At 58.3% G+C, this 26,539-nt stretch carries 22 protein-coding genes and 1 pseudogene; 10 read left to right on the top strand and 13 right to left on the bottom strand.

Annotated features, from left to right (window positions below; all coding sequences use genetic code 11):
* The first annotated feature begins 19 nt into the window (after positions 1-19).
* The 7 genes from B0G75_RS37205 (at position 20) to B0G75_RS37175 (ending at position 8,009) form a co-directional block, all read left to right on the top strand.
* Positions 20-934: a LysR substrate-binding domain-containing protein gene (locus B0G75_RS37205; protein WP_219908320.1), complete on the top strand. Its 915-nt coding sequence runs from the start codon at positions 20-22 to the stop codon at positions 932-934.
* A 79-nt stretch (positions 935-1,013) separates the two neighbouring features.
* Positions 1,014-1,913, top strand: a complete 900-nt coding sequence (locus B0G75_RS37200; protein WP_308705951.1) for a MaoC family dehydratase N-terminal domain-containing protein — start codon at positions 1,014-1,016, stop codon at positions 1,911-1,913.
* 20 nt (positions 1,914-1,933) lie between these two features.
* A complete protein-coding gene (locus B0G75_RS37195) occupies positions 1,934-3,094 on the top strand; it encodes an acyl-CoA dehydrogenase family protein (protein ID WP_106314649.1) in 1,161 nt (386 codons plus the stop codon).
* A gap of 10 nt (positions 3,095-3,104) precedes the next feature.
* Positions 3,105-4,283 carry a CaiB/BaiF CoA-transferase family protein gene (locus B0G75_RS37190; protein ID WP_106314648.1) on the top strand — a complete coding sequence of 393 codons (1,179 nt, stop codon included), beginning with the start codon at positions 3,105-3,107 and terminating at the stop codon, positions 4,281-4,283.
* A gap of 24 nt (positions 4,284-4,307) precedes the next feature.
* Entirely contained in the window at positions 4,308-5,684 is a 1,377-nt protein-coding gene (locus B0G75_RS37185; protein WP_106314647.1) for an MmgE/PrpD family protein, read from the top strand.
* A complete protein-coding gene (locus tag B0G75_RS37180; protein ID WP_106314646.1) occupies positions 5,677-6,504 on the top strand; it encodes a CoA ester lyase in 828 nt (275 codons plus the stop codon). Before B0G75_RS37185 ends, B0G75_RS37180 begins: the two co-directional genes overlap by 8 nt.
* A 26-nt stretch (positions 6,505-6,530) precedes the next feature.
* Positions 6,531-8,009: an aldehyde dehydrogenase gene (locus B0G75_RS37175; protein WP_106314645.1), complete on the top strand. Its 1,479-nt coding sequence runs from the start codon at positions 6,531-6,533 to the stop codon at positions 8,007-8,009.
* Positions 8,010-8,268: 259 nt separating this feature from the next.
* Here the strand turns inward: B0G75_RS37175 and B0G75_RS37170 are convergent, their stop codons facing one another.
* The 9 genes and pseudogenes from B0G75_RS37170 to B0G75_RS37130 all read right to left on the bottom strand — a co-directional run bounded on the left by B0G75_RS37170 (position 8,269) and on the right by B0G75_RS37130 (position 18,595).
* A complete protein-coding gene (locus tag B0G75_RS37170) occupies positions 8,269-8,742 on the bottom strand; it encodes a VOC family protein (protein ID WP_106314644.1) in 474 nt (157 codons plus the stop codon).
* Positions 8,743-8,822: 80 nt separating this feature from the next.
* Positions 8,823-9,632, bottom strand: coding sequence for an NAD(P)H-dependent oxidoreductase (locus B0G75_RS37165; protein ID WP_106314643.1), 810 nt, complete (start codon positions 9,630-9,632; stop codon positions 8,823-8,825).
* A 386-nt stretch (positions 9,633-10,018) separates the two neighbouring features.
* Positions 10,019-10,744 carry an ABC transporter ATP-binding protein gene (locus B0G75_RS37160; RefSeq protein WP_106314642.1) on the bottom strand — a complete coding sequence of 242 codons (726 nt, stop codon included), beginning with the start codon at positions 10,742-10,744 and terminating at the stop codon, positions 10,019-10,021.
* The gene (locus B0G75_RS37155; RefSeq protein ID WP_106314641.1) at positions 10,737-11,585 is read right to left on the bottom strand and encodes an ABC transporter ATP-binding protein; all 849 of its coding nucleotides are present in this window, start codon (positions 11,583-11,585) and stop codon (positions 10,737-10,739) included. The genes B0G75_RS37160 and B0G75_RS37155 overlap by 8 nt, the downstream gene beginning before the upstream one ends.
* Positions 11,582-12,868: a high-affinity branched-chain amino acid ABC transporter permease LivM gene (gene livM / locus B0G75_RS37150; RefSeq protein ID WP_106314640.1), complete on the bottom strand. Its 1,287-nt coding sequence runs from the start codon at positions 12,866-12,868 to the stop codon at positions 11,582-11,584. The genes B0G75_RS37155 and livM overlap by 4 nt, the downstream gene beginning before the upstream one ends.
* On the bottom strand, positions 12,868-13,785 hold the full coding sequence (locus tag B0G75_RS37145; protein WP_106314639.1) for a branched-chain amino acid ABC transporter permease: 918 nt from the start codon (positions 13,783-13,785) through the stop codon (positions 12,868-12,870). The genes livM and B0G75_RS37145 overlap by 1 nt, the downstream gene beginning before the upstream one ends.
* Before the next feature lie 85 nt (positions 13,786-13,870).
* A complete protein-coding gene (locus tag B0G75_RS37140; protein WP_106314638.1) occupies positions 13,871-14,986 on the bottom strand; it encodes a branched-chain amino acid ABC transporter substrate-binding protein in 1,116 nt (371 codons plus the stop codon).
* 956 nt (positions 14,987-15,942) lie between these two features.
* Positions 15,943-16,725, bottom strand: a pseudogene (locus B0G75_RS41720) (amidohydrolase family protein); the annotation flags it as partial.
* 928 nt (positions 16,726-17,653) lie between these two features.
* A complete protein-coding gene (locus B0G75_RS37130; protein ID WP_106314637.1) occupies positions 17,654-18,595 on the bottom strand; it encodes a LysR family transcriptional regulator in 942 nt (313 codons plus the stop codon).
* Between the two features lie 166 nt (positions 18,596-18,761).
* Here B0G75_RS37130 and B0G75_RS37125 point away from each other — a divergent pair, with 166 nt between their 5' ends.
* The 3 genes from B0G75_RS37125 (at position 18,762) to B0G75_RS37115 (ending at position 21,968) form a co-directional block, all read left to right on the top strand.
* Positions 18,762-19,979: an amidohydrolase family protein gene (locus B0G75_RS37125; protein ID WP_258194896.1), complete on the top strand. Its 1,218-nt coding sequence runs from the start codon at positions 18,762-18,764 to the stop codon at positions 19,977-19,979.
* A 112-nt stretch (positions 19,980-20,091) separates the two neighbouring features.
* Complete coding sequence (locus tag B0G75_RS37120; protein WP_106314635.1) at positions 20,092-21,459, top strand: MFS transporter; 1,368 nt, start codon at positions 20,092-20,094, stop codon at positions 21,457-21,459.
* A complete protein-coding gene (locus B0G75_RS37115; protein WP_106314634.1) occupies positions 21,456-21,968 on the top strand; it encodes a GAF domain-containing protein in 513 nt (170 codons plus the stop codon). The genes B0G75_RS37120 and B0G75_RS37115 overlap by 4 nt, the downstream gene beginning before the upstream one ends.
* Positions 21,969-23,379: 1,411 nt before the next feature.
* Here B0G75_RS37115 and B0G75_RS37110 read toward each other — a convergent pair.
* From B0G75_RS37110 to B0G75_RS37095, 4 genes are all read right to left on the bottom strand, one after another.
* Positions 23,380-24,150 carry an energy transducer TonB gene (locus B0G75_RS37110; RefSeq protein WP_258194894.1) on the bottom strand — a complete coding sequence of 257 codons (771 nt, stop codon included), beginning with the start codon at positions 24,148-24,150 and terminating at the stop codon, positions 23,380-23,382.
* Positions 24,128-24,526: a biopolymer transporter ExbD gene (locus tag B0G75_RS37105; RefSeq protein WP_106314633.1), complete on the bottom strand. Its 399-nt coding sequence runs from the start codon at positions 24,524-24,526 to the stop codon at positions 24,128-24,130. Before B0G75_RS37105 ends, B0G75_RS37110 begins: the two co-directional genes overlap by 23 nt.
* A complete protein-coding gene (locus B0G75_RS37100; RefSeq protein WP_106314632.1) occupies positions 24,523-25,167 on the bottom strand; it encodes a MotA/TolQ/ExbB proton channel family protein in 645 nt (214 codons plus the stop codon). The genes B0G75_RS37105 and B0G75_RS37100 overlap by 4 nt, the downstream gene beginning before the upstream one ends.
* A gap of 22 nt (positions 25,168-25,189) precedes the next feature.
* The coding region (locus tag B0G75_RS37095) for a TonB-dependent siderophore receptor (protein ID WP_146142585.1) at positions 25,190-26,539 on the bottom strand (1,350 nt) is incomplete at its 5' end.

The following is a 26,539-nucleotide window of genomic DNA, read 5'->3' as shown; positions in this document are numbered from 1 at the left end:
CGGAGCACGTATCATGGCCATGCATTTCGATCTGGTTGATCTTCGTCTCATCACATGTATTGCTGAGACGGATAGCTTGACGCGTGGTGCCGAGCGGTTTCATATGTCGGTACCCGCGGCAAGCACCAGGATCAAAAATCTGGAAGAAAGCATGGGGGCAAAACTGCTGTATCGGACTAGCCAGGGCGTCACGCTTACGCCACCGGGCCAGGCGTTCCTTCACCATGCCCGGCTCGTCCTGTCGCAACTCGAGCAGTTGCGTGGCGACATGCAGGAGTACGCACGCGGCATCAAAGGTCATGTGCGGATCTTTGCGAACACTACCGCTACGACCGAATTCCTACCGAACGACCTGCGTGACTTTCTCGCCAATCATCCCGACGTGAATGTCGAGCTTCGCGAACGGCTGAGCCATGACGTGGTGCGTGCGGTGAGTGAAGGCACCGCGGACGTCGGCATAGTCGCTGGTAATGTCAGGCCCGAATCCCTGCAAGTCCTGCCATACCGCTCAGACCGGCTCATATTGGCGGTCTCGAATTCGCACCCCCTCGCCGGAAAGACATCCATTCCATTTGAAGAGGCAAGCGGGTTTGACTTCGTCGGCATGCCCGAAGCTAGCGCGATTCATACCTTTTTGAACCGCGTAGCAAGTGACATGCACAAGAAACTTCAGGTGCGAATTGAAGTAGGTAACTTCGAAGCGCTGTGCCGAATGATCGAGGCTAACGTCGGGATCGGCGTGTTGCCTTGCTCGTCAGCGGTACGCTACGTCAAAACCATGAACATCCGGCTCGTTGAAATCGAGAACGACTGGGCGACGCGCAATCTGCTGATCTGCGTGCGCAACCTCGACCTGCTGCCGTCTTTCGCGCGGGAACTGGTCGACCTCCTCACGCAGAAGTGCAAAACCGATCATGAGCCCCAGCTAGCGTGAACGTCAGCAGTTAGTCTGCGTTTAAAGCCCTCTTCTCCAGACACAAATTGTAGTCAGCAGGCCGGTGCGTCAATCTAGCGTGAACGACGCTACCCGACGCCCCATGACTGCTGAACTCAACTACCTGCGCACCTGGATCGGCCGCACACAGGCCGAACGCGAATTCGTCTCGCCACGTCTCGCGCAACAACTCGCTGCGACGCTGAACTATGAGGACGTCCCGCGGGCCGGCTCTCCGTTGCCTGCGCTGTGGCACTGGGCGTTGTTTCCTCACATTGTTTCGCAGTCACAGGTCGGCGCGGACGGACATCCGACACGCGGGGGTTTCCTGCCGCCGGTGCCACTGCCCAGACGCATGTGGGCGGGCAGCCGCGTCCAGTTCGAGCGTCCACTCGTGGTTGGCAGCGAAGTCACAAGGACGTCGCAAATTCTTGACGTAGCCGCCAAAGAAGGACGCACCGGAAAGCTCGTTTTTGTACGTCTGCGTCACGAACTGGAAGACCTCGAAGGTCCACTGATTTCCGAAGAACAGGACGTTGTGTACCGCGAGTCCGCGACGACGGCGTACACCGCGGCAACCGGCCCGAGCGCGCCGACGGATTTCACCTGGAAACGGGAGATCGTGCCGGATCCGGTGCTGCTCTTTCGCTACTCCGCCGACACGTTCAACGGACACCGCATTCACTATGACCGCACCTATGCTCAGGAGCAGGAAGGCTATCCGGCGCTAGTCGTCCACGGGCCGCTGACTGCGACATTGTTGATCGATCTCGTCCGGCGCAGCCTTCCCGGTGAATCGATAGCTTCGTTCTCGTTCAAAGCGGTCAACCCGCTGTTTGACCAGGTCCCGTTTCATCTCTACGCGGCTCGCGCCCGCGGATCGGCCGAAGTGAAGCTCTGGGCAGCCAATTCCGATGGCGTGCTATGCGTCGATGCCGAGGCGACGCTCACGGCACCCGCGTATGTTTTTCAAAAATGAACTCTGAGGAGTAGAGACAAGTGCTGGCTAACGTTGACCCCTATCAGGACATTCGCGAAGCCGTTCGCGATTTGTGCTCCAACTTCCCCGCCGAGTATTTCCGCAAGATCGACGAGGAGCGAGCCTATCCGGAGACCTTTGTGCAAGCCCTGACCGACGCCGGTTGGCTGGCTGCCCTTATTCCACAGGAATTTGGCGGTTCAGGGCTCGGACTGACCGAAGCTTCGGTGATCATGGAAGAGATCAACCGCAGCGGTGGCAATTCCGGCGTGTGTCACGGCCAGATGTACAACATGGGGACACTGCTGAGGCACGGCTCGGCGGAACAGAAGGCCAGGTACCTTCCGGAAATCGCCAGCGGAAAGTTGCGGCTTCAGTCGATGGGTGTGACCGAGCCGACGACCGGTACCGACACGACCAAGCTCAAGACGACCGCGGTTCGCAAGGGCGACCGGTATGTTGTCAACGGACAGAAGGTCTGGATCTCGCGGGTTCAACACTCCGACCTGATGATTCTGCTCGCGCGAACCACATCAATCGATCAGGTCGCAAAGAAATCCGAGGGCATGTCGATCTTTCTGGTCGACTTGCATGAGGCAATCCGCAAGGGTATGACGGTTCGCCCTATCCCGAACATGGTGAACCACGAGACGAACGAACTTTTCTTCGACAACCTCGAAATTCCAGCCGAAAACCTGATCGGTGAGGAAGGCAAAGGCTTCAAATACATCCTTGATGGTCTGAATGCCGAGCGGACACTGATTGCCGCTGAATGTATCGGCGACGGGTACTGGTTTCTCGACAAGGTCTGCAAGTACGTCAAGGAACGCGTTGTCTTCGGTCGCCCGATTGGACAGAACCAGGGCGTGCAGTTTCCGATCGCTCGCGCACACGTCAACGTCGAAGCGGCAAGCTTGATGCGCTATAAGGCTTGCGAGCTCTTCGACGCCAAACTACAGGCCGGCGCGCAAGCCAACATGGCCAAGCTGCTTGCCGCGGACGCTTCGTGGGAAGCGGCGAACGCTTGCCTGCAGTTCCACGGTGGCTTCGGGTTTGCGAACGAATACGACGTCGAACGCAAATTCCGCGAGACACGGCTCTATCAGGTCGCGCCGATCTCGACCAATCTCATTCTTTCGTATGTAGCCGAGCATTTGCTCGGACTGCCGCGCTCTTTCTGAGGAGACGGACATGAAACCGCTGGACGGCGTGAAGGTCATCACCCTCGAACACGCGATTGCAGCACCGTTTTGCACCCGTCAACTTGCGGATCTTGGCGCCCGCGTGATCAAGATCGAGCGCCCAGGTGTCGGCGACTTCGCGCGTGCCTATGATGAACGCGTGCACGGCATGGCCTCGCACTTTGTATGGTGCAACCGCTCCAAGGAAAGTCTCACGCTGGACGTCAAGGCCCGCCAAGCGCAGGATATTTTTGAGCGCCTCCTTGAGGACACCGACGTGCTGGTGCAGAACCTTGCTCCCGGTGCCGCGGCGCGATTGGGGCTCTCGTATGAAGCGTTGCATGACAAGTATCCCCGCCTGATCGTCTGCAACATCTCCGGTTACGGATCCGATGGTCCCTATCGGGACAAGAAGGCCTACGACCTGCTGATCCAGAGTGAGTCCGGATTCCTGTCGATTACCGGCGGCCCAGACTCACCGGCCAAGGCCGGCTGTTCTATCGCTGATATCGCTGCCGGGATGTACGCCTATACGAACATCCTCTCCGCGCTTCTGCAACGATCAAAGACCGGCTTGGGACGGGAGATCGATGTGTCGATGCTCGAGAGCATGGTGGAGTGGATGACCTATCCCCTTTACTACGCGTTCGATGGCGCATCGCCGCCGCCTCGCGCAGGAGCCGCTCACGCGACCATCTACCCCTACGGCCCCTTCCTCGCCGGCGATGCAAAGACAGTCATGCTGGGATTGCAGAACGAGCGTGAATGGGGTGTCTTCTGCGCGCAGGTTCTGCTGGAACCTGAACTCGCCATCGATCCTCGCTTCAGTTCCAACTCGAAGCGGGTGGCAGCACGCGAGGAACTACGCGAAATCATTGTCGCCGCATTCAGCAAACTGACGTCGGAAGAAGTCATCGGCCGGCTGGATAGCGCGCAGATCGCCAACGCGCGAATGAATGATATGCCCGACGTGTGGTCGCATCCGCAGCTTAAGGAACGCAATCGCTGGGTGAGCATCGACTCACCTGCCGGCTCCATTCCCACCCTGCTGCCGCCAGGCGTCAGTACGGCATCCGATGTTCGACTGGACGCTGTACCCGCGTTAGGCCAACACACCGAAGCCCTTTTGAATGAACTGGGCTTTTCGACCCATGCCATCCGCGAGCTTCGTGAAGCGGCCGTAATCTGACTCCCGAGTTAAGGTAAGCCTGTTATGAGCAACACCCAGATTCTCGCTTCGTTTGCGGCCAATCTCAAGTTTGAACAGATCCCAAAGAACGTGGTGGCACGCACGGAAGACCTCTTCCTTGACTGGTTCGGATCAGCACTGGCTGGCCGCGAAGCACGCCCCGTCGAGACGATCCAGAAGCACGCATTCGCTTTCGGGCCGCAGTCCGGTCCGTGCGAAGTACTGATTTCCCGCCGAACAACCAGCCCGCTCTTCGCGGCAATGATCAACGCCGCCGCATCGCACTTCGCCGAACAGGACGACCTCCACAACAGTTCGGTCCTGCATCCGGCAACTGTCGTCTTCCCCGCGGCGTGGGCCGCCGCGCAAGCGCTTGGCAGAACTGGCAAAGAATTCATCGCTGCATCTGTTGCAGGCTATGAAGTGGGCATCCGTGTCGGTGAATTCCTCGGCCGCTCGCACTACAAGATCTTTCATACCACCGGTACAGTCGGGACGATCGCAGCCGCAGCCGCCGTCGGTAATCTCTTGCGATTAAGCGACGAGCAGATGGTAAATGCGTTTGGCTCCGCCGGCACCCAGGCAGCCGGACTCTGGGAATTCCTGAAAGACGCTGCTGACTCCAAGCAACTGCATACGGCCAAGGCCGCGGCGAACGGTCTTCTCGCAGCCTACCTGGCGGCCGACGGCTTCACCGGTGCGAAAGACATCTTCGAGGGAGCGAAAGGCATGGCCGCGGGCATGTCCACGCAAACGCATCCCGACAAACTCGCCGAAGCGCTCGGCGAGCGATGGGCGCTGATCGAAACGTCCTTCAAGTATCACGCTTCGTGCCGGCACACTCATCCGGCCGCCGACGCCCTGTTGCAGGTTATTCAGCGCGAGAAGCTCGTGCCGAATGACATCGAGACGGTCGTGACTCATGTTCACCAGGCAGCAATTGATGTCCTCGGCCCGGTAACCGATCCGAGGACCGTCCATCAGGCGAAGTTCTCCATGGGCACCGTGCTCGCTCTGGTTGCGGAATTCGGCCACGCAGGCGTACGTGAGTTCGACGGTCATTACAAGGAAAGCCGGATCGCGCATTTCTGCAAGAGAGTCTCGATGGTGCTCGACCCTGAAGTCGATACCGCCTATCCGTCACGCTGGATCGGGAAGGTCGTCGTTCAGACGAAGGATGGCCGAACCTTCGAGGGCCGCGTGGATGATCCCAAGGGTGATCCGGGCAACACGCTCACGCGCGCCGAACTCGAACACAAGACGATCACGCTGGGTTTGTATGGCAATGCGGCCACTGAAGACGAACTCAAGCACTCCATCGCATCGGTGTGGACGATTACCGATGCAAGCGTCGTACCCAAACTGCTCCCTGAATCGAAACCGGAGGCCCAACATGGCTGACCTTGCACCCCGCTCCTATCTCTTCGTTCCCGGCAACCGGCCGGACAGGTTTGCCAAGGCGGCTGCATCGGGTGTCGATGTGGTCGTTATCGATCTGGAAGATGCAGTGCCTCCCCCCGAGAAGAAGATCGCGCGGGCGGCCCTCGCCGAGTGGCTGTCGACAAACAGCACGCCGGTGGCAGTCCGTGTGAATGATGTGAACAGCGAATGGTTTCGCGACGACATCGCCGTATGTCGTGCGCCATCCGTCTCTGCCGTCATGCTACCCAAGACGGAACGCATCGACGATATCTTCCTCTGCGAGTTCGCCGGCAAGCCGACCGACATCCTGCCGATGATCGAGACCGCTCAGGGTTTTCGGAATGTAGTCGCTATCGCCCAGCACCGACTGACCACCCGACTCGTATTCGGTAACGTGGATTTCCAGCTCGACCTCGGCATTGACGGCGACGATGAGCAGCTTCTGTACTTCCGCTCACAGATCGTCTTCGCCTCTCGCATCGGCAACCTGCTGCCGCCGGTGGACGGGGTCAGCACCACACTCGACGATCCCGAGCAGATCACGCGCGACACGATCCGTGCAAAGCGGCTCGGCTTTGGCGCCAAGCTCTGTATTCATCCAAGGCAAGTCGCTGCGGTCAATGCTGCATTCGTCCCTAGCGAGAAAGATGTCGAATGGGCGCACCGGGTTGTCGAAGGCGCAGCTGCATCCCACGGCGCGGCCGTTGCTGTGGACGGCCGCATGGTAGACCGGCCGGTCATTCTGAAGGCGCAGGAAATCCTGGCTGAGTCCCAGCGACGTCTGCCCGTTGGCGCCTGATTCAATATCAATTGGAGACGCGAGTCATGCAACGATTTGAGATGTATATCAACGGTGAATCTTGCCAGTCCACTTCAGGCGAATGGTTCGATACGGAAAATCCGTTCACGGGCGAAACCTGGGCGCAGATTGCAAAAGGCAACGGCACCGACGTCGATCGGGCGGTGCTTGCGGCGCATACCGCATTCAGTACAGGACCATGGTCACAGATGTCCCCGAGCCAGCGAGGCCTGCTGCTTCATCGGGTCGGCGACCTGATCGCGCGAGACGCAAAGCGGCTTGCCGAACTCGAAGTACGGGACAATGGCAAGCTCATGGCGGAGATGCTCGGCCAATGCCAGTACTTGCCCCAGTGGTATTACTACTTTGGCGGCCTGGCGGACAAGATTCAGGGTGCCGTCATTCCACTCGACAAGAAGGGATACTTCAACTTCACACGTAATGAACCGTTGGGCGTCGTCGCCGCGATCACGCCGTGGAATTCGCCCCTGCTACTGGCCACATGGAAGATTGCGCCCGCCTTGGCCGCAGGTTGTACGGTTGTGATCAAACCGTCCGAGTTCACGTCGGCGTCCACGATCGAGTTTGCGAAACTCTTTACCGAAGCAGGATTTCCACCGGGCGTAGTGAACGTCGTGACCGGATTCGGTGCGGACGTCGGTTCGCCTTTGGTAGAACACCCCATGGTCAAGAAAGTCACCTTCACCGGCGCAGATTCCACGGGGCGCGCGATCAACGAGGCAGCAGCACGTCAGTTCAAACACGTTAGTCTCGAACTTGGTGGAAAGTCACCCAACATCGTGTTCGAGGATGCCGATCTGGAAGACGCAGTGAATGGCGCGGTTTCCGGCATCTTCGCCGCGACCGGGCAGACCTGTATTGCCGGTTCGCGGCTGTTGTTGCAGGAGAGCATCTACGACACGTTCGTCGACAAACTCCTGACGCTGGCACGCACCGCGAAAATGGGCGATCCGTTGAGTATGGATACACAGGTCGGCCCGGTAACGACGCGTCCTCAATACCAGAAAGTCCTGTCTTACATTGAAACTGCGAAGCTGGAGGGCGCGACGTTGCTGCTCGGCGGAAAGCCAGGCAGTGCGCCGGAATGCGGCAATGGCTGGTTCGTCGAGCCGACCATATTCGGTGACGTCAACAACAGAATGCGGATCGCACAGGAAGAAGTCTTTGGTCCTGTCCTGTCTATCATCAAGTTCAAGGACGAAGACGAGGCCGTTGCACTGGCCAATGATGTGCGCTTCGGTCTGGGCTCAGGGGTCTGGACGAAAGATATCGGCCGGTCCATTCGTGTCGCTGAAAAGCTACAGGCTGGCATGGTCTGGGTGAACAGCTATCGCGCGGTAAGCTATATGTCGCCGTTCGGCGGCTACAAGGATTCAGGACTCGGCCGCGAGAATGGTATCGACGCCATTCGGGAGTATCTGCAAACGAAAAGCGTCTGGATCAATACGGGGGTCAAGACTGCAAACCCGTTCGTCATGAGATAAAACAACGATGCCCCGAAGCATGCCGCGGGGCAGTTCTGAGTTCGGTCAGGCTTAGGGCGACCGGGATAACAAAAGGAACACGCGCTGCGTTGCACAACGCTTCACGTTCACGGCCTCGGCTCGGCCGCAGACTTGCTTGCGGGGGTCACCTCGATGGTGAATAGCAGGAACTGGCCGCCGGGCAATGATCGCCCGGCTCTGTTAGAACTGTCTTGTCGGGTGCGAAGGAGAATTCTGGGAAGTTCTTCGCAAGTGTGCGTCAGGACTTGATGCCTTGAGCTGCCTTGGTACTCGGTGCCCGAACCTCCAACGTGACTCCAGCACCTTCGTTGACCGTCTTGAAGTACGTGAAGCCGCTTCGATCATCGAGACGCCCGCGTGCCAGGACATCCAGTCCGGCGCTCGCTGCCTGTTCCTCCGCCTTGTCACAGCTCTCGACAGAAAAGCCGAGATGAAAAACACCCTCGCCGCGCGACTCCAAGAAACGTCGTTGCGGCGTGTCTCCGTCTCCTGGCTGGCAAAGCTGCAGTTGGGCGTTGTCGATGTTCGCGAACTTATAACGCATCTTCAGAAAGGCTGGACGATCGTAACCGTCCAGTTCGTACGCATGCATCGGCGGAAAGTCTGTCCACGGACCGACTCCGATCGACTCATAATACTTCACCGCCTTCTCAATGTCGCGAACCACGATGCAGACATGGTGCAGCTTTTGAAACATGGGCAGCTTTTCCATCGTATGTTTCACTCCTGGTCAGTTTCGATGCTGGGCCGCAGAAGCTTTCGAAAGCTTCTGCGGCGCGACGTCACACCGGATCATCCCGCCTTCGCAATTCTCTTGGGCGTGTACGTTTCTGCCGCTTCGTCATGCGACTGGCCGACGCCCGGGTTCCATTGGAAGCCGGAACGGGCCACGACTCCCGGCTTCAGACGCTGGTCCGGACCAAAGTCTGCAAAGGGATGAAAGAACAAGGGCTCCGTGCTCTCGAGCGCACGCAACCGCTCTGCGTAGGAGTCGAGGTACGCTTGCCGCTGCTCCGCGCTCACGCGGCCAGGCATCCATGACACATGCGGCGGCAGCACATCGAAGCCAAGGTAATTGAAGATCCCGTTGTGGATCGGCCAGAGAATGTGATTGATATCACCGTCGACACCGTCCGGCTCGTAAAGGCTCGCGGCCGTTCCCGTCGTGGTCGAAACCATTGCCTTGCGGCCCTTGAACATACCGGTCTCGTATTTCCGCCCGGTCGCGTAGGCGAATCCGCGAGTCATCACGCGATCCACCCAGCCCTTCAGAATCGCCGGCATCCCGAACCACCACATCGGATACTGGAAGATGATCAGATCGGACCAGAGCACCTTCTGCTGCTCGGCGTAGACATCAGGCGTCGGTTTCGTGGACGTCCCGAACATATGTTCCTGTTCCGCCGAAAGATCGAGGAAGTCAGGATTGAGACGCTCACCCACGAAGTCTTCGACGCCGAGTTCGGGCCGCCACTTCAGTTGATACAGGTCGGTTACCTGAACCTCGTGCCCCTGCGCTTTCAGGGTCGAGACAGCCGTGTCTTTCAGCGCACCGTTGAACGACTTGGGCTCGGGGTGAGCGAAAACGATGAGCACTTTCATGCGAAAACTCCATAAAAACCAGTTTATTGAGCGTGCCGCGCCGGTGGCCTACGCTTGAATTCGTTCGGTATATGCCGCCATCACCCCGTGGAATCCCAGCAGGCAGGCTCAGGGATCGCATCCCATTCTGGAACGCAATCCCCGTTGCAGCGATCGATTCGGTTTACAGCATTCTGGATCTTTGCGGAGTTCCGGTCTTGAGAGGGCTCGGCTAGTTTTCGCGGAATTTTGCACATTTCTCGAGGGCACGCACCCCGCAGGCCGGATAACCCGTTCTGCAATGGTGTTCAACTCATCTATAGGGCACCATCGCTCTGCGGAGAATTACAGCAACCTGCCTCGAGCTTCGTAAGCGGGGCGAGCACCCGCCCCCTCCAGATCACCATTCAGGCCGCATCCAGTTGAGCGGTGTCGCCCTCTAGATACGCCGCCCGCACAGCAGGGTTCGCCAGCAACTCAGCACCGCTCCCCTCGAGGGCAATCTGCCCGTGCTGGAGAACATACCCTCGGTGCGCCACACGCAGCGCGTGATGAGCGTTCTGTTCGACAAGCAGCATCGTCATCCCGAGCTGCTCGTTCAACTCCTTGATAACCGAAACAATCTTCTTGATGAAGATCGGCGCGAGACCGAGCGACGGCTCATCGAGCAGGAGCAATCGCGGCCGCGACATTAGTGCGCGCCCTATCGCGAGCATCTGCTGCTCCCCTCCCGACAGCGTGCCGGCACGCTGCGACGCTCTATTTCTCAGGATCGGGAACATCTCGTACATGCGCTCGAGATCATCCGCGGTCCTGCGGTTGCCCGACGTATCGCCCATCAGGAGATTCTCGAGCACGGTCATCCGCTGAAAGATACGGCGCCCTTCGGGTACAACCGCAATATCGAGTTTGCCGATCGCATGCGATGGCAGTTTCGAAATATTCTGTCCGTCGAATTCGACCTTGCCGCCACTGGCCCGTGGAAAGCCGAAAATGGTATTCATCAGCGTCGACTTGCCTGCACCGTTCGCGCCGATCAACGTGACGATCTCACCGGTCTTCACACTCAGACTGACCCCGCGTAGTGCCTGGACACTACCATAGTGGGCACTGAGTTCGGTAATCTTAAGCATGAGCTGATTTCTCCTGCGATGCTTCATCGTGTGACGACTCGTCGTCCTCGCCGAGGTATGCGCTGATCACCTCAGGATTCACTCTGATGTGAGCAGGCAAGCCTTCTGCAATTTTCTTCCCGTGATTGAGCACGACAATATGGTCTGAAACCTTCATGACGACGCTCATATCGTGCTCGATCAACAATATCCCGATGCCCTGCTCCCTCGCGAGCGAGGTCAGCAACGTGGTGAGTTCTGCCGACTCGCGCGGATTGAGACCGGCAGCCGGCTCATCCAGGCACAGCAGAATGGGGTCCGCGCACATCGCGCGCGCGATCTCGACGCGACGCTGCACCCCATATGGCATGTCGCCCGCTGGTTTGTTTGCTATATCCCGAACGCTTAAGCGCTCGAGCCACGACAAAGCGTTGTCTATCGCCTTGTCGTTCGCGCGTCGAAACGACCGCGCGTTGAGTGCGCCAGCAATCGAGAACCTGGACGCGTCCTGCAACACATTGTGCTGGGCGATCATCAAGTTTTCGAGCACGGTCATACGCGGGAACAGCCGTATGTTCTGGAACGTTCTGACGACCTGACCAATCCGCGCCACGTCGACATTCTTCATCGCATCCAGCCGAATTTGCCCATGACTGGGATGCCCTAACGTGATCGCGCCCTCAGTCGGCTTGTAAAAGCCCGTCAGGCAGTTAAAAAATGTCGTTTTTCCGGCTCCGTTCGGCCCGATCACCGACGTCACCTCTCCTGCGCGCGCCGTCATGGACAGATGTTCGATCGCGCGAAGCCCGCCAAACTGCATTGTGAGATTCTCAACGGCGAGCAGCGAAGTGGATACGTTCATGGCTTTGCCTCCACGCCGGGCGCGCTGACAGTTGTACGGCGATGGCTGATCAAGCCGCCAGGCCGCACGACCATGATAAAGACCATTGCAACACCGAAAAGGAGCATTCTGTACTCAGAGAAATCACGCCCTAACTCGGGCAAAATCACCAGCAAGGCTGCCGCAAGGACGACGCCGAGCTGGCTTCCCATACCGCCGAGCACCACGATCGCGAGAATCGTGGCGGACTCCGAAAAGGTGAAGCTCTCTGGTGAAATGAACCCCTGCCGTGCAGCGAAGAACACGCCTGCGAATCCTGCCAGCATTGCACCGGTTGCAAAGGCGGACAGTTTCACATTCGTTACGTTGATCCCCATTGCCTTGCAGGCGATCTCGTCTTCGCGCACCGCTTCCCACGCACGCCCAACGGGTAGCCTTCTGAGCCGCGAGACGAGCAGGTTCGTCAACAGCGAGAGTGCGAGGATCAGGTAGTACAGAAAGACGACGCGCTGGCCAGGCGAGTAATCAAGGCCAAACACGGTCGCGAACGTAGGACCATCGCCAGATGCCTGCATGGGGAGCCCGAAAAAGGTCGGCTTCGGAATGGACGAGACGCCGTTGGGTCCGCCTGTCACGTCTCCCCAATTCACGAGTATCAACCGTATGATTTCTCCGAATCCGAGCGTGACGATCGCCAGATAATCGCCTCTCAGCCGGAGTGTCGGGTAACCGAGCAACATGCCGAACGCCGCCGCGAGGCCGCCGGCGATCGGCAAACACTGCCAGAAACCAAAGCCGAAATGCGTCGACAACAGGCCGTATGTGTACGCGCCTACCGCATAGAACGCGACATAACCCAGGTCGAGCAACCCCGCCAGACCGACAACGACATTCAGGCCCCAGCCAAGCATGACGTAAATCAGTACGGTCGTTGCCGTATCGACGACGTAGCGGTTTCCAGCGAACAACGCAGGCAACAGCACGGCGAATGCGACGCATCCCGCGCCGGCCCAAACAAGGGAGCCATTACCGGTGATTTGAGGAGCGGGTCTGGCGCGCGACCGACGCTTTGAAAAAAGACTAAAACGCTGCAGCAAAAGCTGCATGACAATGCGCCCGGCAAATGCGATCGCGATGAAAAGCGCCAGCAGCGCCCATCGTGTATGAACCTCGAGACCATTGCTGCCATCTCGCGTCGTCAAACCCAGCATGGGCAAGCCGACGAGGCCCGCGACCAGGGCCGCGCCGAGCGCATCCTTGACGCGAAAATGTAGATTCGTTTCCTGCATGACTGTCGAACTCATCACACTTTCTCCACTTCGGGACGGCCAAGAAGCCCGGATGGACGAAACATCAAGACCACAATCAGGATGACGAACGTGGCCACATCCTTGTATTCGGGCGAGAGGTAGGCAGCCCAGAATGCTTCGATTAAACCGATGATCACACCGCCCAGCATTGCCCCGGGAATCGAGCCAATGCCGCCGAGCACGGCTGCGGTAAACGCCTTGATACCCGCTTCAAACCCGATCGAGAAATCGATCACACCGTAGTAGAGCGTCACCATGACACCTGCGACCGCCGCCAGTGCGGCGCCAATCATGAATGTCAGGGCGATGATCCGATCGACGTTGTAGCCGAGGAACTGCATCATCCGTTGATCCTGTTCACAAGCTCGCTGCTGTCTGCCGAAAGGTGTTTTATTGATGAATAGCGTGAAGGCGCACATCAGCAGAATCGTCACAACGACGATGAGAATTTGCACGTACGACACGTGTGGCCCGTGAAACTGTTCGCCGGAGAAAAGGTTCACGCCTCCAGTCACAAGCGGCTGGATAGACTTGACTCGCGCACCCTGAGTCAGCTGAACCATGTTTTGCAGGAAGATGGAAATCCCGATTGACGAGATCAGCGGCGCGAGTCGATTGGATCCGCGAAGGGGCCGATAACCCACACGTTCGACGGTCCAGCCGAATACGGACGTCAGTGCGATCGATACGATCAGCGTAATTGCAATGCTCGCCACGACCGACGAGACCCCGCTGCCTGCAAGCAGCGTGAAACAGGTCACGGCGATGAACGCGCTCACCATGTAAATATCGCCATGAGCGAAATTGATCATGCCGATAATGCCGTAGACCATTGTGTAGCCGATCGCGATCAGGCCGTAGACGGCGCCCAAGGTCAGCCCATTGATGAGTTGTTGCAGTGCCTGGCTCATGTCCTCTCCGGTGAATCTGCTGCAGAGGCGGCGCAATAGAGCGCGCGCCGCCTCTTTCCTTGCTACAAAAACTGGACAGGACGCGTCACTTCACATAGTCGTAGTTGTTGCCTTTCCACCGGTAGACCACATAGCCGGGGCTCTTCAGATCGCCTTTTGCGTCGAAGTCCACCTGGCCGACTACCGTACTGAACGATGCGTTGTGAAGCTGCTTCAGAATCGCTGCATAGTCCGTGGAGTTGGCCTTTTTCGCGGCCTCTGCGAAAACCTGCATGGCGGCGTACGAGTACAGCATGTAGCCTTCCGGCTCGATCTTCTGCGCGCGAAACGCCGCCACCACCTTTGCCGCTGCCGCGCTCTTGCGCGGGTCGGGCGGGAAGGTGAACAGAACCTTGCTGATCTCCGGTCCAGCCGCGGTAACCAGTTCATTGTTTGTGAGGGTGTCGCCGCCGAGGACCGTCAGATCCAGCCCGGCCTGCGCAGCCTGGCGAAGAATCAGCGCCACCTCCTGGTAGTAGCCGCCGTATGCCAAGATCTGAATGCCGTTTGCCTTCAGCTTGCTGATCAGGCCGGAGTAGTCCTTCTCACCCGCCGTGATCGACTGGCGCAGCGTCACGGGGGTCTGCTTCGCGGCAAGATCTTTTGCAATCTCGTCCGCCAGACCGCCGCCATACGCCGTCTTGTCGTCAATGACGGCGATTTTCTTGCCCTTGAAGTTTGCGGCGATGTAGTCGGCCGCGACCTGTCCCTGCTGATCGTCTCTGCCGGTGATACGGAAGATTCCCTTGATACCGCGTTCCGTGATTTTGGGGTTGGTCGACACAGTGACCTGGGGGATCTGCGCATCGTTGTACACGTCGGACGCCGGTAGCGTGGAACTCGAGCACCAGTGGCCATCGACGAACGCGACCTTCTTGTTGACGAAACTGTTGGCAACGGAAACCGCCTGCTTGGGATCGCAGACGTCGTCACCGACGACCAGGTCGAGTTGCTGTCCAAGCAAACCGCCTGCCGCATTGATGTCCTTCACCGCCTGTTCTGCGCCCTTGCGAAACTGATCCCCTCCCGACGCGTACTCTCCCGTCATCGGACCCGCCACTCCCACCACAACGCTTGCGTCCGCTGTGGCCGAGCAGGCCAAGGCCGTCCCGCCCATGCTGAGTACTACACCAAAACTAACCAATCCTTTCCGGCCGTTCATAACCATCTCCAAGAGCAGGCTTCGATGCAGGAACGAACAGGACTCAGCTATCGTTCCCTTGTATTGCCTCGCCTTCAATCGCGAGGTAGACCGAAGGTTGCCGACATCAAAAATTGGCTGGAATTTGATTGTGCGAAAGCAGGGATTAGTTGCAGCTTAAAGATGCATAATGCCGAGATTAGTCTGCGGAGAATCGCACAATTCAGACTCTCCGTCCTTCATGCAACCGCGTAAACGACAATGTTTCGCCCTTATCGCGTCGTTAAACGCCTGCGGAATTTGACGTACTTATATACGGGAACACAGCAAGGACTCGCCCCACCGTCGACAGGCTGCGTTGTCCGCCGCAGCGGTTGGCCCAGATCGGGCCACACGCGTCTCCGAAGGCCGTGCTTCAGCCGAATGACGAACGACTATACGAATTACGACAACTTGCCAATTACCATTCTCTCGCGCTAAACGCTGGAGAATGGTCCATCCAGTCGTAACTGGTCTTGCAATGAGATGGCGAGGCTTCCCGGTTTACGACATCGGAAACTGATTCCGCGTTAACCGACACCTTTATCCTCTGTGTGCCCCGCCCACGGGGATTGACATCATCTTCCGCCCGGGATTGATCGTGAATCGTTGGCTTAACTCTATCAGTCATTACGTACCCCTAAATATATAGAATACTTTTCAAAAGTGTGCGCACGAGATCATACGGCGAGGTCAATTGAAGCCAGCCCAGGCCAACCGTAAGATTGCAGAAATTATCGAGAAGACGCAATTCAAAACGTTGAAACACCACGTTAGCGCGCCGCAAAGGACGGCACTTCGCTATCCGGACGGTTAAGGCTCGAGATCCAGCGCCATACTTTCGCATCTTAGGCATTGGCAGCGACCGCAGCCTCGGATCTTCTGCAATGGATTTCACGAACAAAATCCCTCTCACTCACCCGTTGGCCGGGCGTGCTCTATTGTCGGCTTTCCGCTTGCGGCTCTTTCCGAACCTTTCCGTTCTGGATAACCCACTCGAAGAATTCCGAATTTGCAAGTACAGATATGTCGCGAAGAGGGTTTCCATTGACAACCAGGATGTCGGCGATGGCTCCGGTGCGAAGCGTCCCCAGCTGTCCGCTCATGTTGACGATATCTGCAGCTACTGTCGTTGCAGAACGTATTGCTTCAAGATTACCCAGCACACCCGCTCTGATTGCAAACTCGCCGCTTTGCAGCGAATGCATTTCCCCAAGAAGGTCCGAACCGTAGCCCATCGGAACACCGTGTCTGGCAAAAATCTCAAGCGACTTTTTGCCGGCGGTTTGCGTCAGGCTGACCTTTGACAGGGCCTCAGGCGGCACCCCGTACTGCGCACCAAACTGCACCGTCGCGTCATAAGTAACGAGCGTAGGTACCGCGAAAGCCCCATACTCTGCCATGACCTGCGCCGCAGCGTCGTCGACGAGGTTGCCGTGTTCAATCGTCCGAGCGCCACACTTGACGGCGCGAGTAATAGCGCGGCCCGTGTACGCATGCGCCATGACGTACGTATTGGCTGCATGTGCTTCCGCGACGATCGCACGAATTTCGTCCTCGGAATATTGGGTGTTGCTGATGGGATCAGTTGGCGACGCGACACCCGATCCCGCAGGGTCGAGATACCCAATGGCCTCAGCTTGCCGTTGGCCTTCGGGATAAACACTCTTCTGATAGGGTCCGGCCGGTAAGTCTCCTGCCTGAGCGCAAGCGCCAGTTCGCCGAGCCACTTCTGCACCCCGTACGCTTCGACCTCCGCGAAGTCCTGTCGATCGACACCCGGTGCGCCCTTGTTCGATCGACACTGTGCGTACGCATGCGCCAGCACATCCTCGCGATAGATCTTGTCGTACAGCGCGTAAAAGCGATACCCGGCTTCTGCCTTCGCTTTCGCGTGTAACGCCATCTGCAGCTTCTGAACACGAATCGGAGTTGATAGGTTGCCCAATCTCCACGTCCTCACTACGTATTGCGTCTGTCTTGAACTGAGGCCCCTTCCCTCCACCGGCATTACCCGGCTTCACCGGTACTACGGGCCTCTCCGTCATCCCAAGGCGCCCGGCCTGTCCCTCGCGGGCGTCCGGTTGGTCATCCCTGACCACGCCGAGGGACTTCCCGTGTTGCGTACGCTTTCCTTGTGTACATGCTGTCGCCACTACCCCGGCGCAGCGACTGGGCTTCCAGCCTGCTCATTCACCCAGTCGTATCAGCCTTCCCCGATAGGGTTGCCGGGTCGGCCTGCGCATCGTCCTTTTCGAGGTTTGCTCGGCGTTCACTCGCGTTACGGCCTGCACACTCGCGCTGTCACCTATTCGTGACACGCATTACCAGAGGCTTCAGCCACTTCGTTACCTCCATGACTGCTCCAGTTGCTTCCGGCTGGAGCGGTTGCCGGGCGGGGCTTGCACCCGCTGGAAAACGCCGCCTTTTCACGGCGCACACCCTAAGCGTACCTTGAGTTCTTCGGGCTGAGCGTCTGCTGTCAGAGCGCTACCGGACGGTCGCCTCTGCCGTCGCGCTCGACGCCTCATATCCTTCATTATTTCGGTCGGATTTCGCCGGCGCCATCAGCCAATCCGGAATACGGCAAACCATGCCGATCGGGTATCTGACGAAACGATCTCGTGACAAGCTGCTCTCTGTCTATTGTTAGGTCCTGTTAGCTTGGCGATTAGCGACTTTGAATGCGACCATCTTGTTGATAATGTCTTGCTGAAGCCTCTGCGCTGCCAGTGGCAGTTCCCGTCCTCGACGGGTGGCAAGCTGCGCTTGTACCCTTTTTGTCAATTCGTGCTCCACCGGCACCGCCTTTAGCACGCCTTTTGTCAGATCGTCATGAATCGCAAATGCAGGAAGCAACGTTACCCCCATTCCGCAACGGACAAAGCTGGTCAGGCCGATGAGGTGATCGGTTTCCAGAGCCACGTTCAAGCGTCGCTGTTGAAGCGTCTCGATTTGCTCAACAATCTTGCGGGTACCGAAACCCGCGCTAGCCAGTGCAAAAGGATAAGAAAACAAAGTTTCGACGGTCAGTGCGCTCGCGGCAGCCAAGGGGTGATCGCACGGGACGACTACGCAAAGCGGCTGCTGGCTTGACTGCACTTCCTTGAGTCGAGCCTTGTGCAGGTCGAGTCCCGGTCCGTAGATTAGGCCGAGGTGAACCTCATCCTCCTCGAGCCACCCGAGAACATCGTTGACACCACCTAGCTTCAGATTGATGGCGACGTCTGGATAGGCGGCCTTGAACTGATGCAACACGTGAAACATCAGGTCATCAGTGAAACCGTGGATGGCACCGATTTTCACGGTACCACCTGTGAGTCCCGCCAGCGCATCGAGTTTTGAGCCCACAGCCTCCTCCCGCGCGAGGTGGTCCCGATAGTACTGGATGAGCAGGTGCCCGGCCTCCGTAGGCTTCGCTCCACGGCGGTTGGTTTCTAGCAGAGGCGTGCGCGCCACTTTCTCGAGAGCCGCGATTTGCCTGCTAACGACGGACGGCGCAACGTCCAGGAAGTCGGCTGCCGCACGCATGCCACCCAGCCTTACCGCCTCGAACAAATATTCTAATCTCCCTATCGTCAGACCATACATTCTGCCTCCTCCGATTCTCAACACTCGCAAGTATTATCGTTGCCTTCATGTCAACGAAATTTTCATTTCGATGTCATTGTTGTCAAAAAAAACTGAAACCACAATGTGTTGAAACAGACCGGAGAAGGAGCAAATGATGGGACGAATGACATTTCGGAATGCAACCGTGTTCGATAGCGCCAAAGGCAGACTCATTCCACGTGCTTCGGTGTGTGTCGAGAACGACGTGATCGTCGCCGTCGTGGATGGTGAGCTGCCAGGCGGTAACGGTCAAACCGTCGACCTGCGGGGCCGCACATTGCTACCGGGGCTAATCGACGCTCATGTGCATGTCACCGCGACCGTTCCAGACTTCTTCAAGCTATCGCTGATGCCGCAGTCGCTGATTACAGCGCAAAGCAAGACCATTCTGGAAGCAATGCTGCATCGCGGGTATACGACGGTGCGTGATGCGGGCGGTGCCGATTCGGGGCTTGTACAAGCAATCGAAGAAGGTCACCTTGTAGGCCCACGCCTCTACATCGCCGGACGAGCGATCACGCAAACGGGCGGACACGGAGATCCGCGTCCGGCTTTCTTCAGCAACATGAACTGCGTATGTTGCGGGTCGGTCGGCCTGCTCGGCTGTATAGCCGATGGCGTACCGGAAGTACGGCGCGCAGTGCGAGAGCAGCTCCGCAACGGCGCTCACCACATCAAGGTGATGGCCGGTGGTGGCATCTCGACGCCGAATGATCCATTGGACGGCACGCAATTCTCCATCGAAGAACTCACGGCGATCGTGGAGGAAGCCGCCGCGGCCAGGACTTATGTGATGGCCCACGCGTATTCTCCGGAAGCGATCATGCGAGCCGTGCGATGCGGCGTGCGCTCGATCGAGCATGGCAACCTGCTGGACGCGGAGAGCGCCCGGTTAATGGCGGAACACGGTGTTTATCTCGTGCCAACGCTCGCGACTTACGCTGCGGTGGCGAAGGTCGGGAAGAATCTCGGCTGGTCACCTGCAATGCTCGAGAAAGCAGAGCGCGTCATGGATCGTGGCATCGAGGCTTTGAGAATAGCTCGCGATGCAGGGGTGAAGATCGCCCTCGGCTCCGACCTGCTCGGCCAAATGCACGAGTCACAGTACAACGAACTGGTATTGCGACAGGCCGCCATGCCCCCTTCCGAAGTGCTTCGTAGCGCAACGTACGTAAATGCCGAATTGATGAATCAATCCAGCCGGTTGGGAATCATTGCCGAGGGCGCTCAGGCCGATCTGCTCGTCATGGACGGCAATCCAGTGGAAGACCTCTCCGCGTTTCTCGACGAGCGCAACCTCTTGATGGTGATGAAAGCAGGCAAGCTGGTTCTCAACCGCGTCGAAGCAAGCCTGAACGATTGACCCAGTCATTGTCTTGCGGCGCGTCGAAGAAACTCACCTGACGCACAAACGCCATCAACGCCGGTCATAGCGCGCCCGAACACACACAAAATTCACACATCAGGAGATCATCGTGTCATTCGTATCGTCGAGAATTGAAAATTGGCCGTACACCAAATATCACCGCCGTCTCCTTGTCATCGGTGGATTGGGATATACGTTCGATGCGATGGATGCCGCCGTGTTGGCGTTTATCCTGCCAGTACTTCGGGCGCAATGGGCCCTGACGAGCGTCCAGACCGGAGTGCTCGCCAGTGCAACATACATCGGCTTCTTCTTCGGCGCCCTGTCGGCCGGCGCGTTGGGCGATCTATGCGGACGACGGCGCGTGATGATGTACGCACTTGCCATATACGCGGTCGCATCCTTGGTCAGTGCAACGACGACGTCCTGGACTGGATTCCTCGCAGCGCGGATCATTGCCGGCATAGGCACAGGCGCTGAAAGCGCGATCATTGCACCGTACCTCACTGAATTCGTCGCAAAGCGCTATCGTGGGGCGTTCGTCGGCGCGCTTACGGGTTTCTTCTCGTTCGGGTTCGTCGCTGCAGCAGGCCTCGGATACTTCATCATCCCGTCAATTGCACAAGGCTGGCGGGTCGTGGTCATCATCACGGCGTTGCCGGTCGTCATGCTCCTCTGGTGGCGCCGCGTGCTGGACGAATCGCCTCGATGGTTGGAAAGCCGCGGTCGGCATAATGAAGCGAGAGAGATTGTCATGAAGATCGAAGCTGAACTTGCACTGGATTGCCAACGATCATTCGTCGAGTGCGAACCCATCGCACGCCAAATCGATGAGCACGTCGGAAAACCGACCTTCGTATCGAACTTCAAGGCATTGTGGTCAGGCAAACAGGCACGCGTGACAGCGATGACATGGGCCATGTGGCTGTCGATCACGTTCAGCTATTACTTGTTCTTCACCTGGATTCCGGGCTTGCTGGTCCAGAACGGGATGAGCATTACGAAGAGCTTCGGCTATTCGTTTGTCATTTACCTTGCGCAAGTGCCTGGCCTGTTCTCGGCGGCCTATCTTAATGAGAAGATAGGCCGCAAGGCGACGATCGTGTTGTACATGGCACTGGGCGCAGTTTCTGCGCTGGCGCTGTCGGCTATGCGCACCAACGAGGCCGTCATGATCGCAGGCGCCTGCCTGTCTTTCGCGATGAACGGGACATACGCGGGCGTCTATGCTTACACTGCAGAAATTTTTCCGACTGCAATTCGCACGACCGGTGCGGGATTCGCATCAGCCGTCGGCCGCGTCGGTGCTATCGCGTCACCAATCATCGTCGGCTATCTGTTCCCGATATTTGGATTTGCAGGCGTCTTCGGCCTGACTACCGTCGCACTGGGAGCCGGTGCACTCGCCGTCATGATTCTAGGGCCGAGGACGAAAGGGCTTTCACTCGAAGCCATCGTTGCAGAGGAATTCCAATGATGAACGCAAATCTGCTGCCGGAACTTGACTCGATCGCAACTGCCTGCAGTAACGCGCGGCAACCTGTGGCCGTCTTCCGCGCACTCGACTTGGCCTTGCAACGAATTGCGTCGCACAAGCTTATGACAATCCTCACCTATGACGAAGCGCTGACCCGATCCACTCGGTTGTACTCCAGCGACCCCGATGCGTATCCGGCGGGGACGAGCACCAAGATAGCGTCGAAATCCTGGGCGCAGTCCGTGATTCGGGATGGCATACCCTATGTGGGACATCGGGTGCAGGACCTCGAATCCGTATTCAATCATCATCGAAAAATGGCTGCGCTGGGTCTTGGGAGCGTCATCAACATGCCGATACGCTGGTGCGGGAGGACCGCAGGCACGTTGAACATGCTTCACGAAGAAGGTCGTTATATTGGCGTCGATCTCCGTATCGTGAAGGTGTTTGCCCAGTACGCGTTGCCGCCGCTTCTCGCTTCGATCGCTTGTGCGCCGGTCGCAACGTGAGAGTGAGGCGAGCGGTCCGCAGCGAATATCCTGACAGTGGTCCAGGTCAATTACGCCTATAAACAATCAACAAGCGCGCGGTGACACGGCTACGCTGAAGCAGCGTGGCCGACATAGCTCGTCCTGCGCGAATCGGGCGGCGGGCTCCATGGGGGCAAACGCCGCCGTACTGTCCGTACTACGCCACATAGCGGTCAGCTGACCAGCGTGTCCGTTTGGCGGCTCATGGCCGGATCGAGGCAGTGTCACCCGTGATTCGCTCGCCGCAAAGCGGTCGTTGAGCAAGGGGCTATGAGACCCCGGGCATATAAACTGGACGACGACCTCGAACGGCCGTTAATGGCCGACACTTGCCCGTCGCCCAGCAAGACCGCAAGATAATCGCTCCATCTTTCACGCGGCACAAAGTTCGATCCGTCGACGTGATGGTTTTGACGTGTAGACAGCCCCTAGCCTCGCGCGGACCGTCAGGCCAAGCCATTTCCCCAAACATCGATTGAAGCGTGCGGGTAATTGGGCGCCATGCTGAATCCCATGCCGTCTCATCCGGCATGGGTAGCCCGCTGCGCTAGTCCGAGCCCGCCCCGTTTCCACGCAGGTATCAGCTAAGTTCCAATCTCTTCCAGATTTTTTGCGTATACGCTGACGTATACTTGAAAAACTACAAATAATAAATGTCTTTTAAATCAATACGTTATATTACCAATTCGAGTCCTCTCCTGGGTACCATAAAAATAGATCCGGATTAGTTGCTGGACGATGTCCGTGAAAAAGCCCGCTTTCGCGGGCTTTTTGTTTTTGGAGGTCCCTGGAAGATGTTCGTGTCCCACCATAAGGCGACGTCGAATGAGTACGTTTTCGAGTACATGAAAGTTCGAGCCCCTGGAAACGTACTCACCACACGCCTGGCATCTTTCCCTTCCCGATAGACTGGCACCACACACGGGCCAAGTTTGTCCTTTTGACCTCCACCACTATGCCGCACGGCCCACACCGTGCGTCGCAAGGGATCGCTGACGAGCTGCTGCATCGGCTTGGCGATCTCGGCAACGCGTGCCTTTATCTCGTCACGACCGCAGTCTCATAGCACTCCGGACATTTCGATCAACGTCGGCGACTATCTTACAGCTCGGCCCTTAAGCTTCATCGTGAAATGCTGCGACATGTTCTGTGCGAAATGCCACGGGCCCATCAGCATCACAAACAGACTCTCCCCTCCCCCGCGGCCGCTCGATGAACGCGGACAAACGAGCCCAACTCGGCTGGACCCGACGTTCGCCCATTCACCTCGCTATGGCCGTTCACCGTGCTCTTTCGGCCGTTCGCATAGCAGAGTCGCCTGCTGCGTACACCGACCCCTGTCGGCCTCGAAGCCGGTCATGTCGCGCTACTGCCGGAGAGCCGCTGTGCATCAACTCACGTTAAAGTGCACGCGAATGTCTTGCCGGGTTTCAACCGGGTGTCCGTCTTGCATTGCCGGAAAAAAACGCCAGCTTCGCAAGGTCTCGAGAACAATCTGATTGAGACGCGGGTACTGCGTAGGCTTGATAAGTTCGACAGCGACGGATCCGTCCGTATGGATGACGAGGCGGGCTGTGGCGACCGTCTGGTAGGCCTGCTCCCGCAATTCGTCGGGAACCGGGGGCAGCGGCTGCGCGATTGCCCGCGCGGGTGAGTTGCCGGTAGAAGATCCCGCAGATATCTCCTGAGTGCCTGGCGCACCGATGGCTGGCACCGGCGCTGATAGCGCCGCCGTCCCCGTCTGCGCCGGCGAACCGGTCTCGGGCTTCGCAACCGGTGCGAACTCCGGGGCGTGCGCACTCGGGGGGGACTTCACAGCAGGCAGTGGTGTGCGAACTGGCAGCGTGGGGGTATGCGCTGGTTTGAGTGACGGTTGTTTCGGTGGGGCGACCGTATGCGGCTCAGTAGTCGCCTGTGGTGAGCGTGTTCTGACCATGGGCGGCGTTGGAGCGGGTTCTGGTACGTCAACGACGCTCACCTCCAACGGCTGCTGCAGCACCCGCTCGCGTGCCGGTCCCGGATCCAGGCTGCGTCCGAGCACTACAAGAAAAATTCCCCATGCAAATGCACCCAGCGCCGCGGCCATCGTGAGCCTGACTTTCCGGTTGTCACACGCCTCGATGCGGAGTCGCGAAAGTCTACTCACGATGAACTGCAACAAGAAAATGTTCCGCGCCGGCGCGTCGGGCCGCCAGCATTGCCCGCACGACAACGCCGTGCCCCGCTGCATCATCGGCGGCGACAATGACGTCATGATCTGGGTGCAGTGCGCGCCTCATGGCAGGCTCCACCTGATCGAGCCGAACCGGTTCGCGATTGACAAAAATCCCGTTGCTGCGGTCGACCGTCAAAGTGGGTGGCCCCTCCACCGACATCTGTTGCGCATGACCCGATGGCAGGTTGACCTTCACGGCGTCCAGCCGTTGCATGGCGAGCGATGCCAGCATGAACGTAGCGAGCAGGAAGAACATCACATCGATCATCGGAATGATTTCGATGCGGCCGCGCTTCGCGGCACGGGAGCGACGAAACTTCACGGCGCATTACCGCCCGTTTCGGAAGCGAGGCGGATCCCGCTAAGGCGTTCATTTGCGAACGCTTCGAGTTCGTCCATCAGCCGCTCGAGGCGCCGGGAAAAGTAGTTGAAGGCGAACAGCGAGAACAATGCGACGACCAGGCCAACCGCTGTCGCCACCAGTGATTGGGCGACGCCGCCGGTGACGCCGCCCGGATTGACCAGACCGCTTGCGCCGAAGAGCTGGAACGAATGCATCATGCCCACGATCGTACCCAGCAACCCAAGCAGTGGCGCAGCGGTCACGATCGTTTCGAGTACCCAGAAGCCCCTGCTCATATCCCGCTCGATCGCTGAGGCGATCACTTCGGTCTTCGCCTCGCGATACCAGACAGGCACAGACGGCTGGCGCGCAAGCGGCTCGCTCAGGCGTCGGAAAACATGCTCCGCCGGCAGCGAATCAAATGCCTCAACGATTGCGCCGGGCGACGCGTCGGCGGTAACCGGGGCGCACAGACTTGCGCCGGGCCGGCGGGCGAAACGCGTAAAGACATATGATCGGTCAACCACGATCGCGATCGCCACGATCGCAAGCAGGCTGAGCGGGTAGATGACCCACCCGCCAAGCTGCACGGCGTCCATAAGATTCATCCAGTCTTTCATTCCGGCATCCTTTGGTCAGGCGTCAAAACTTTTTGGAAATACCCGCGTACAGCGCGATGTGAGGTCCGTATTGCGGAGCGCCCACTCCGATGCCAGAGCCGTCGCGCAGCTCGTACACGCGGTTGAACGCATTCACGAGAAGCAGTCGCGCGTCGAATTTGCCAATCAGGGGATTGTTGACGTTGAAGTGCTGGATCACGCCAAGGTTGACCTGTGCGTAAACCGGCAGACGATCGGTATTGGCAAAGCCGCTGCGCAGGCCACTTCCAACCAGTCCGTCAAACGTGAATGTGGTACGGCCGAGTTCGTACGTGCCGCCAAATGACGCGGTCACGCGTTGATCGTGATCGAGAAATACGTAGTGGTCACTGATGAACGCGAGTTCGTCGGCGCCGAAATTGAACTGCGCGGAATTGATATTCTTGCCCTGTGCGCGGCTGAACGCGAGATTCAGATAGGCGGAAACGTTATCCTGCTTGTAATTGGCCGTGAACTCGACACCATAGGTCCGGCCGTACTGATAGTTGAAGGGGGTAAAGATTAGCGCGGTGCCAAACTGGCCTTCGTCGAGCAGATTGGTCGACTTCTTGTAGTAGGCGTCAAGCCCGACGGTCAGCGACGGCGTCAGCCGCTGGATGACGCCCAGGTCGAAGTAGTGGCTGCGCTCGGGTTGAACCGGATCGTTCTGTCCGGACACCTGGGCTGTGGTCCCCGCAAACCGCGCGATGTCGGAGTCGGCTACGAGTTCGAACGCGGGCGGCGTGAAGTAGCGCGCGTAACCCGCGTGAACGGTGGTGGACGGCGTTAGCGCGTACACCAACCCGACGCGCGGGCTCACCTGGCTCGCGCTGACGTACTGGTCCATCTTGTCGTAGCGCAAGCCATAGTTAATGGTGAGCCTGTCGGTGAGCTTCCACTCATCCTGCACATAGGCGCTATACAGGTAGCCGGTTTTGCTGCTGGAGTCAGGAATGGTAACCGGCTGATCGGACGACTGGTTGCCCTCGGCGTCAACCGGAAAGACAGCGAGACTGTTGTCAAAGATTGCGTGTTCCTGCTGGAAAAAGATGCCCGCGCGGATCGTATGCTTTTCGTTTAGCCGGTAGGTTGTGTCCAGTTGAACCCCATTCGCCCGATCGCTGTGAAAATCGCTTGCCGCGACACCGTTAAACAGCAGGTCGCCGACCGGGTCGGGGTTGAACTGGGTGCGTGAATAGCGGGTGAAAACAGCAAGTTGATAGTCCAGTGCCGCCCCGTTGGTTCCCTGCAGCGCTACTACGGCAAACTGGTTGAGTTCTGACTGGGTTTCATTGAGCTGGCTCGAATCGAAGCTCGTGTTGCCGTTCAGCGTAAATGCAGTGGGCAGGCCTGG

The sequence above is a fragment of the Paraburkholderia sp. BL18I3N2 genome (assembly GCF_003001875.1).
GTDB lineage: Bacteria > Pseudomonadota > Gammaproteobacteria > Burkholderiales > Burkholderiaceae > Paraburkholderia > Paraburkholderia phytofirmans.
The sequence above is the reverse complement of the archived record's forward strand: the minus strand, read 5'-3'. Positions and strand labels throughout refer to the sequence as shown.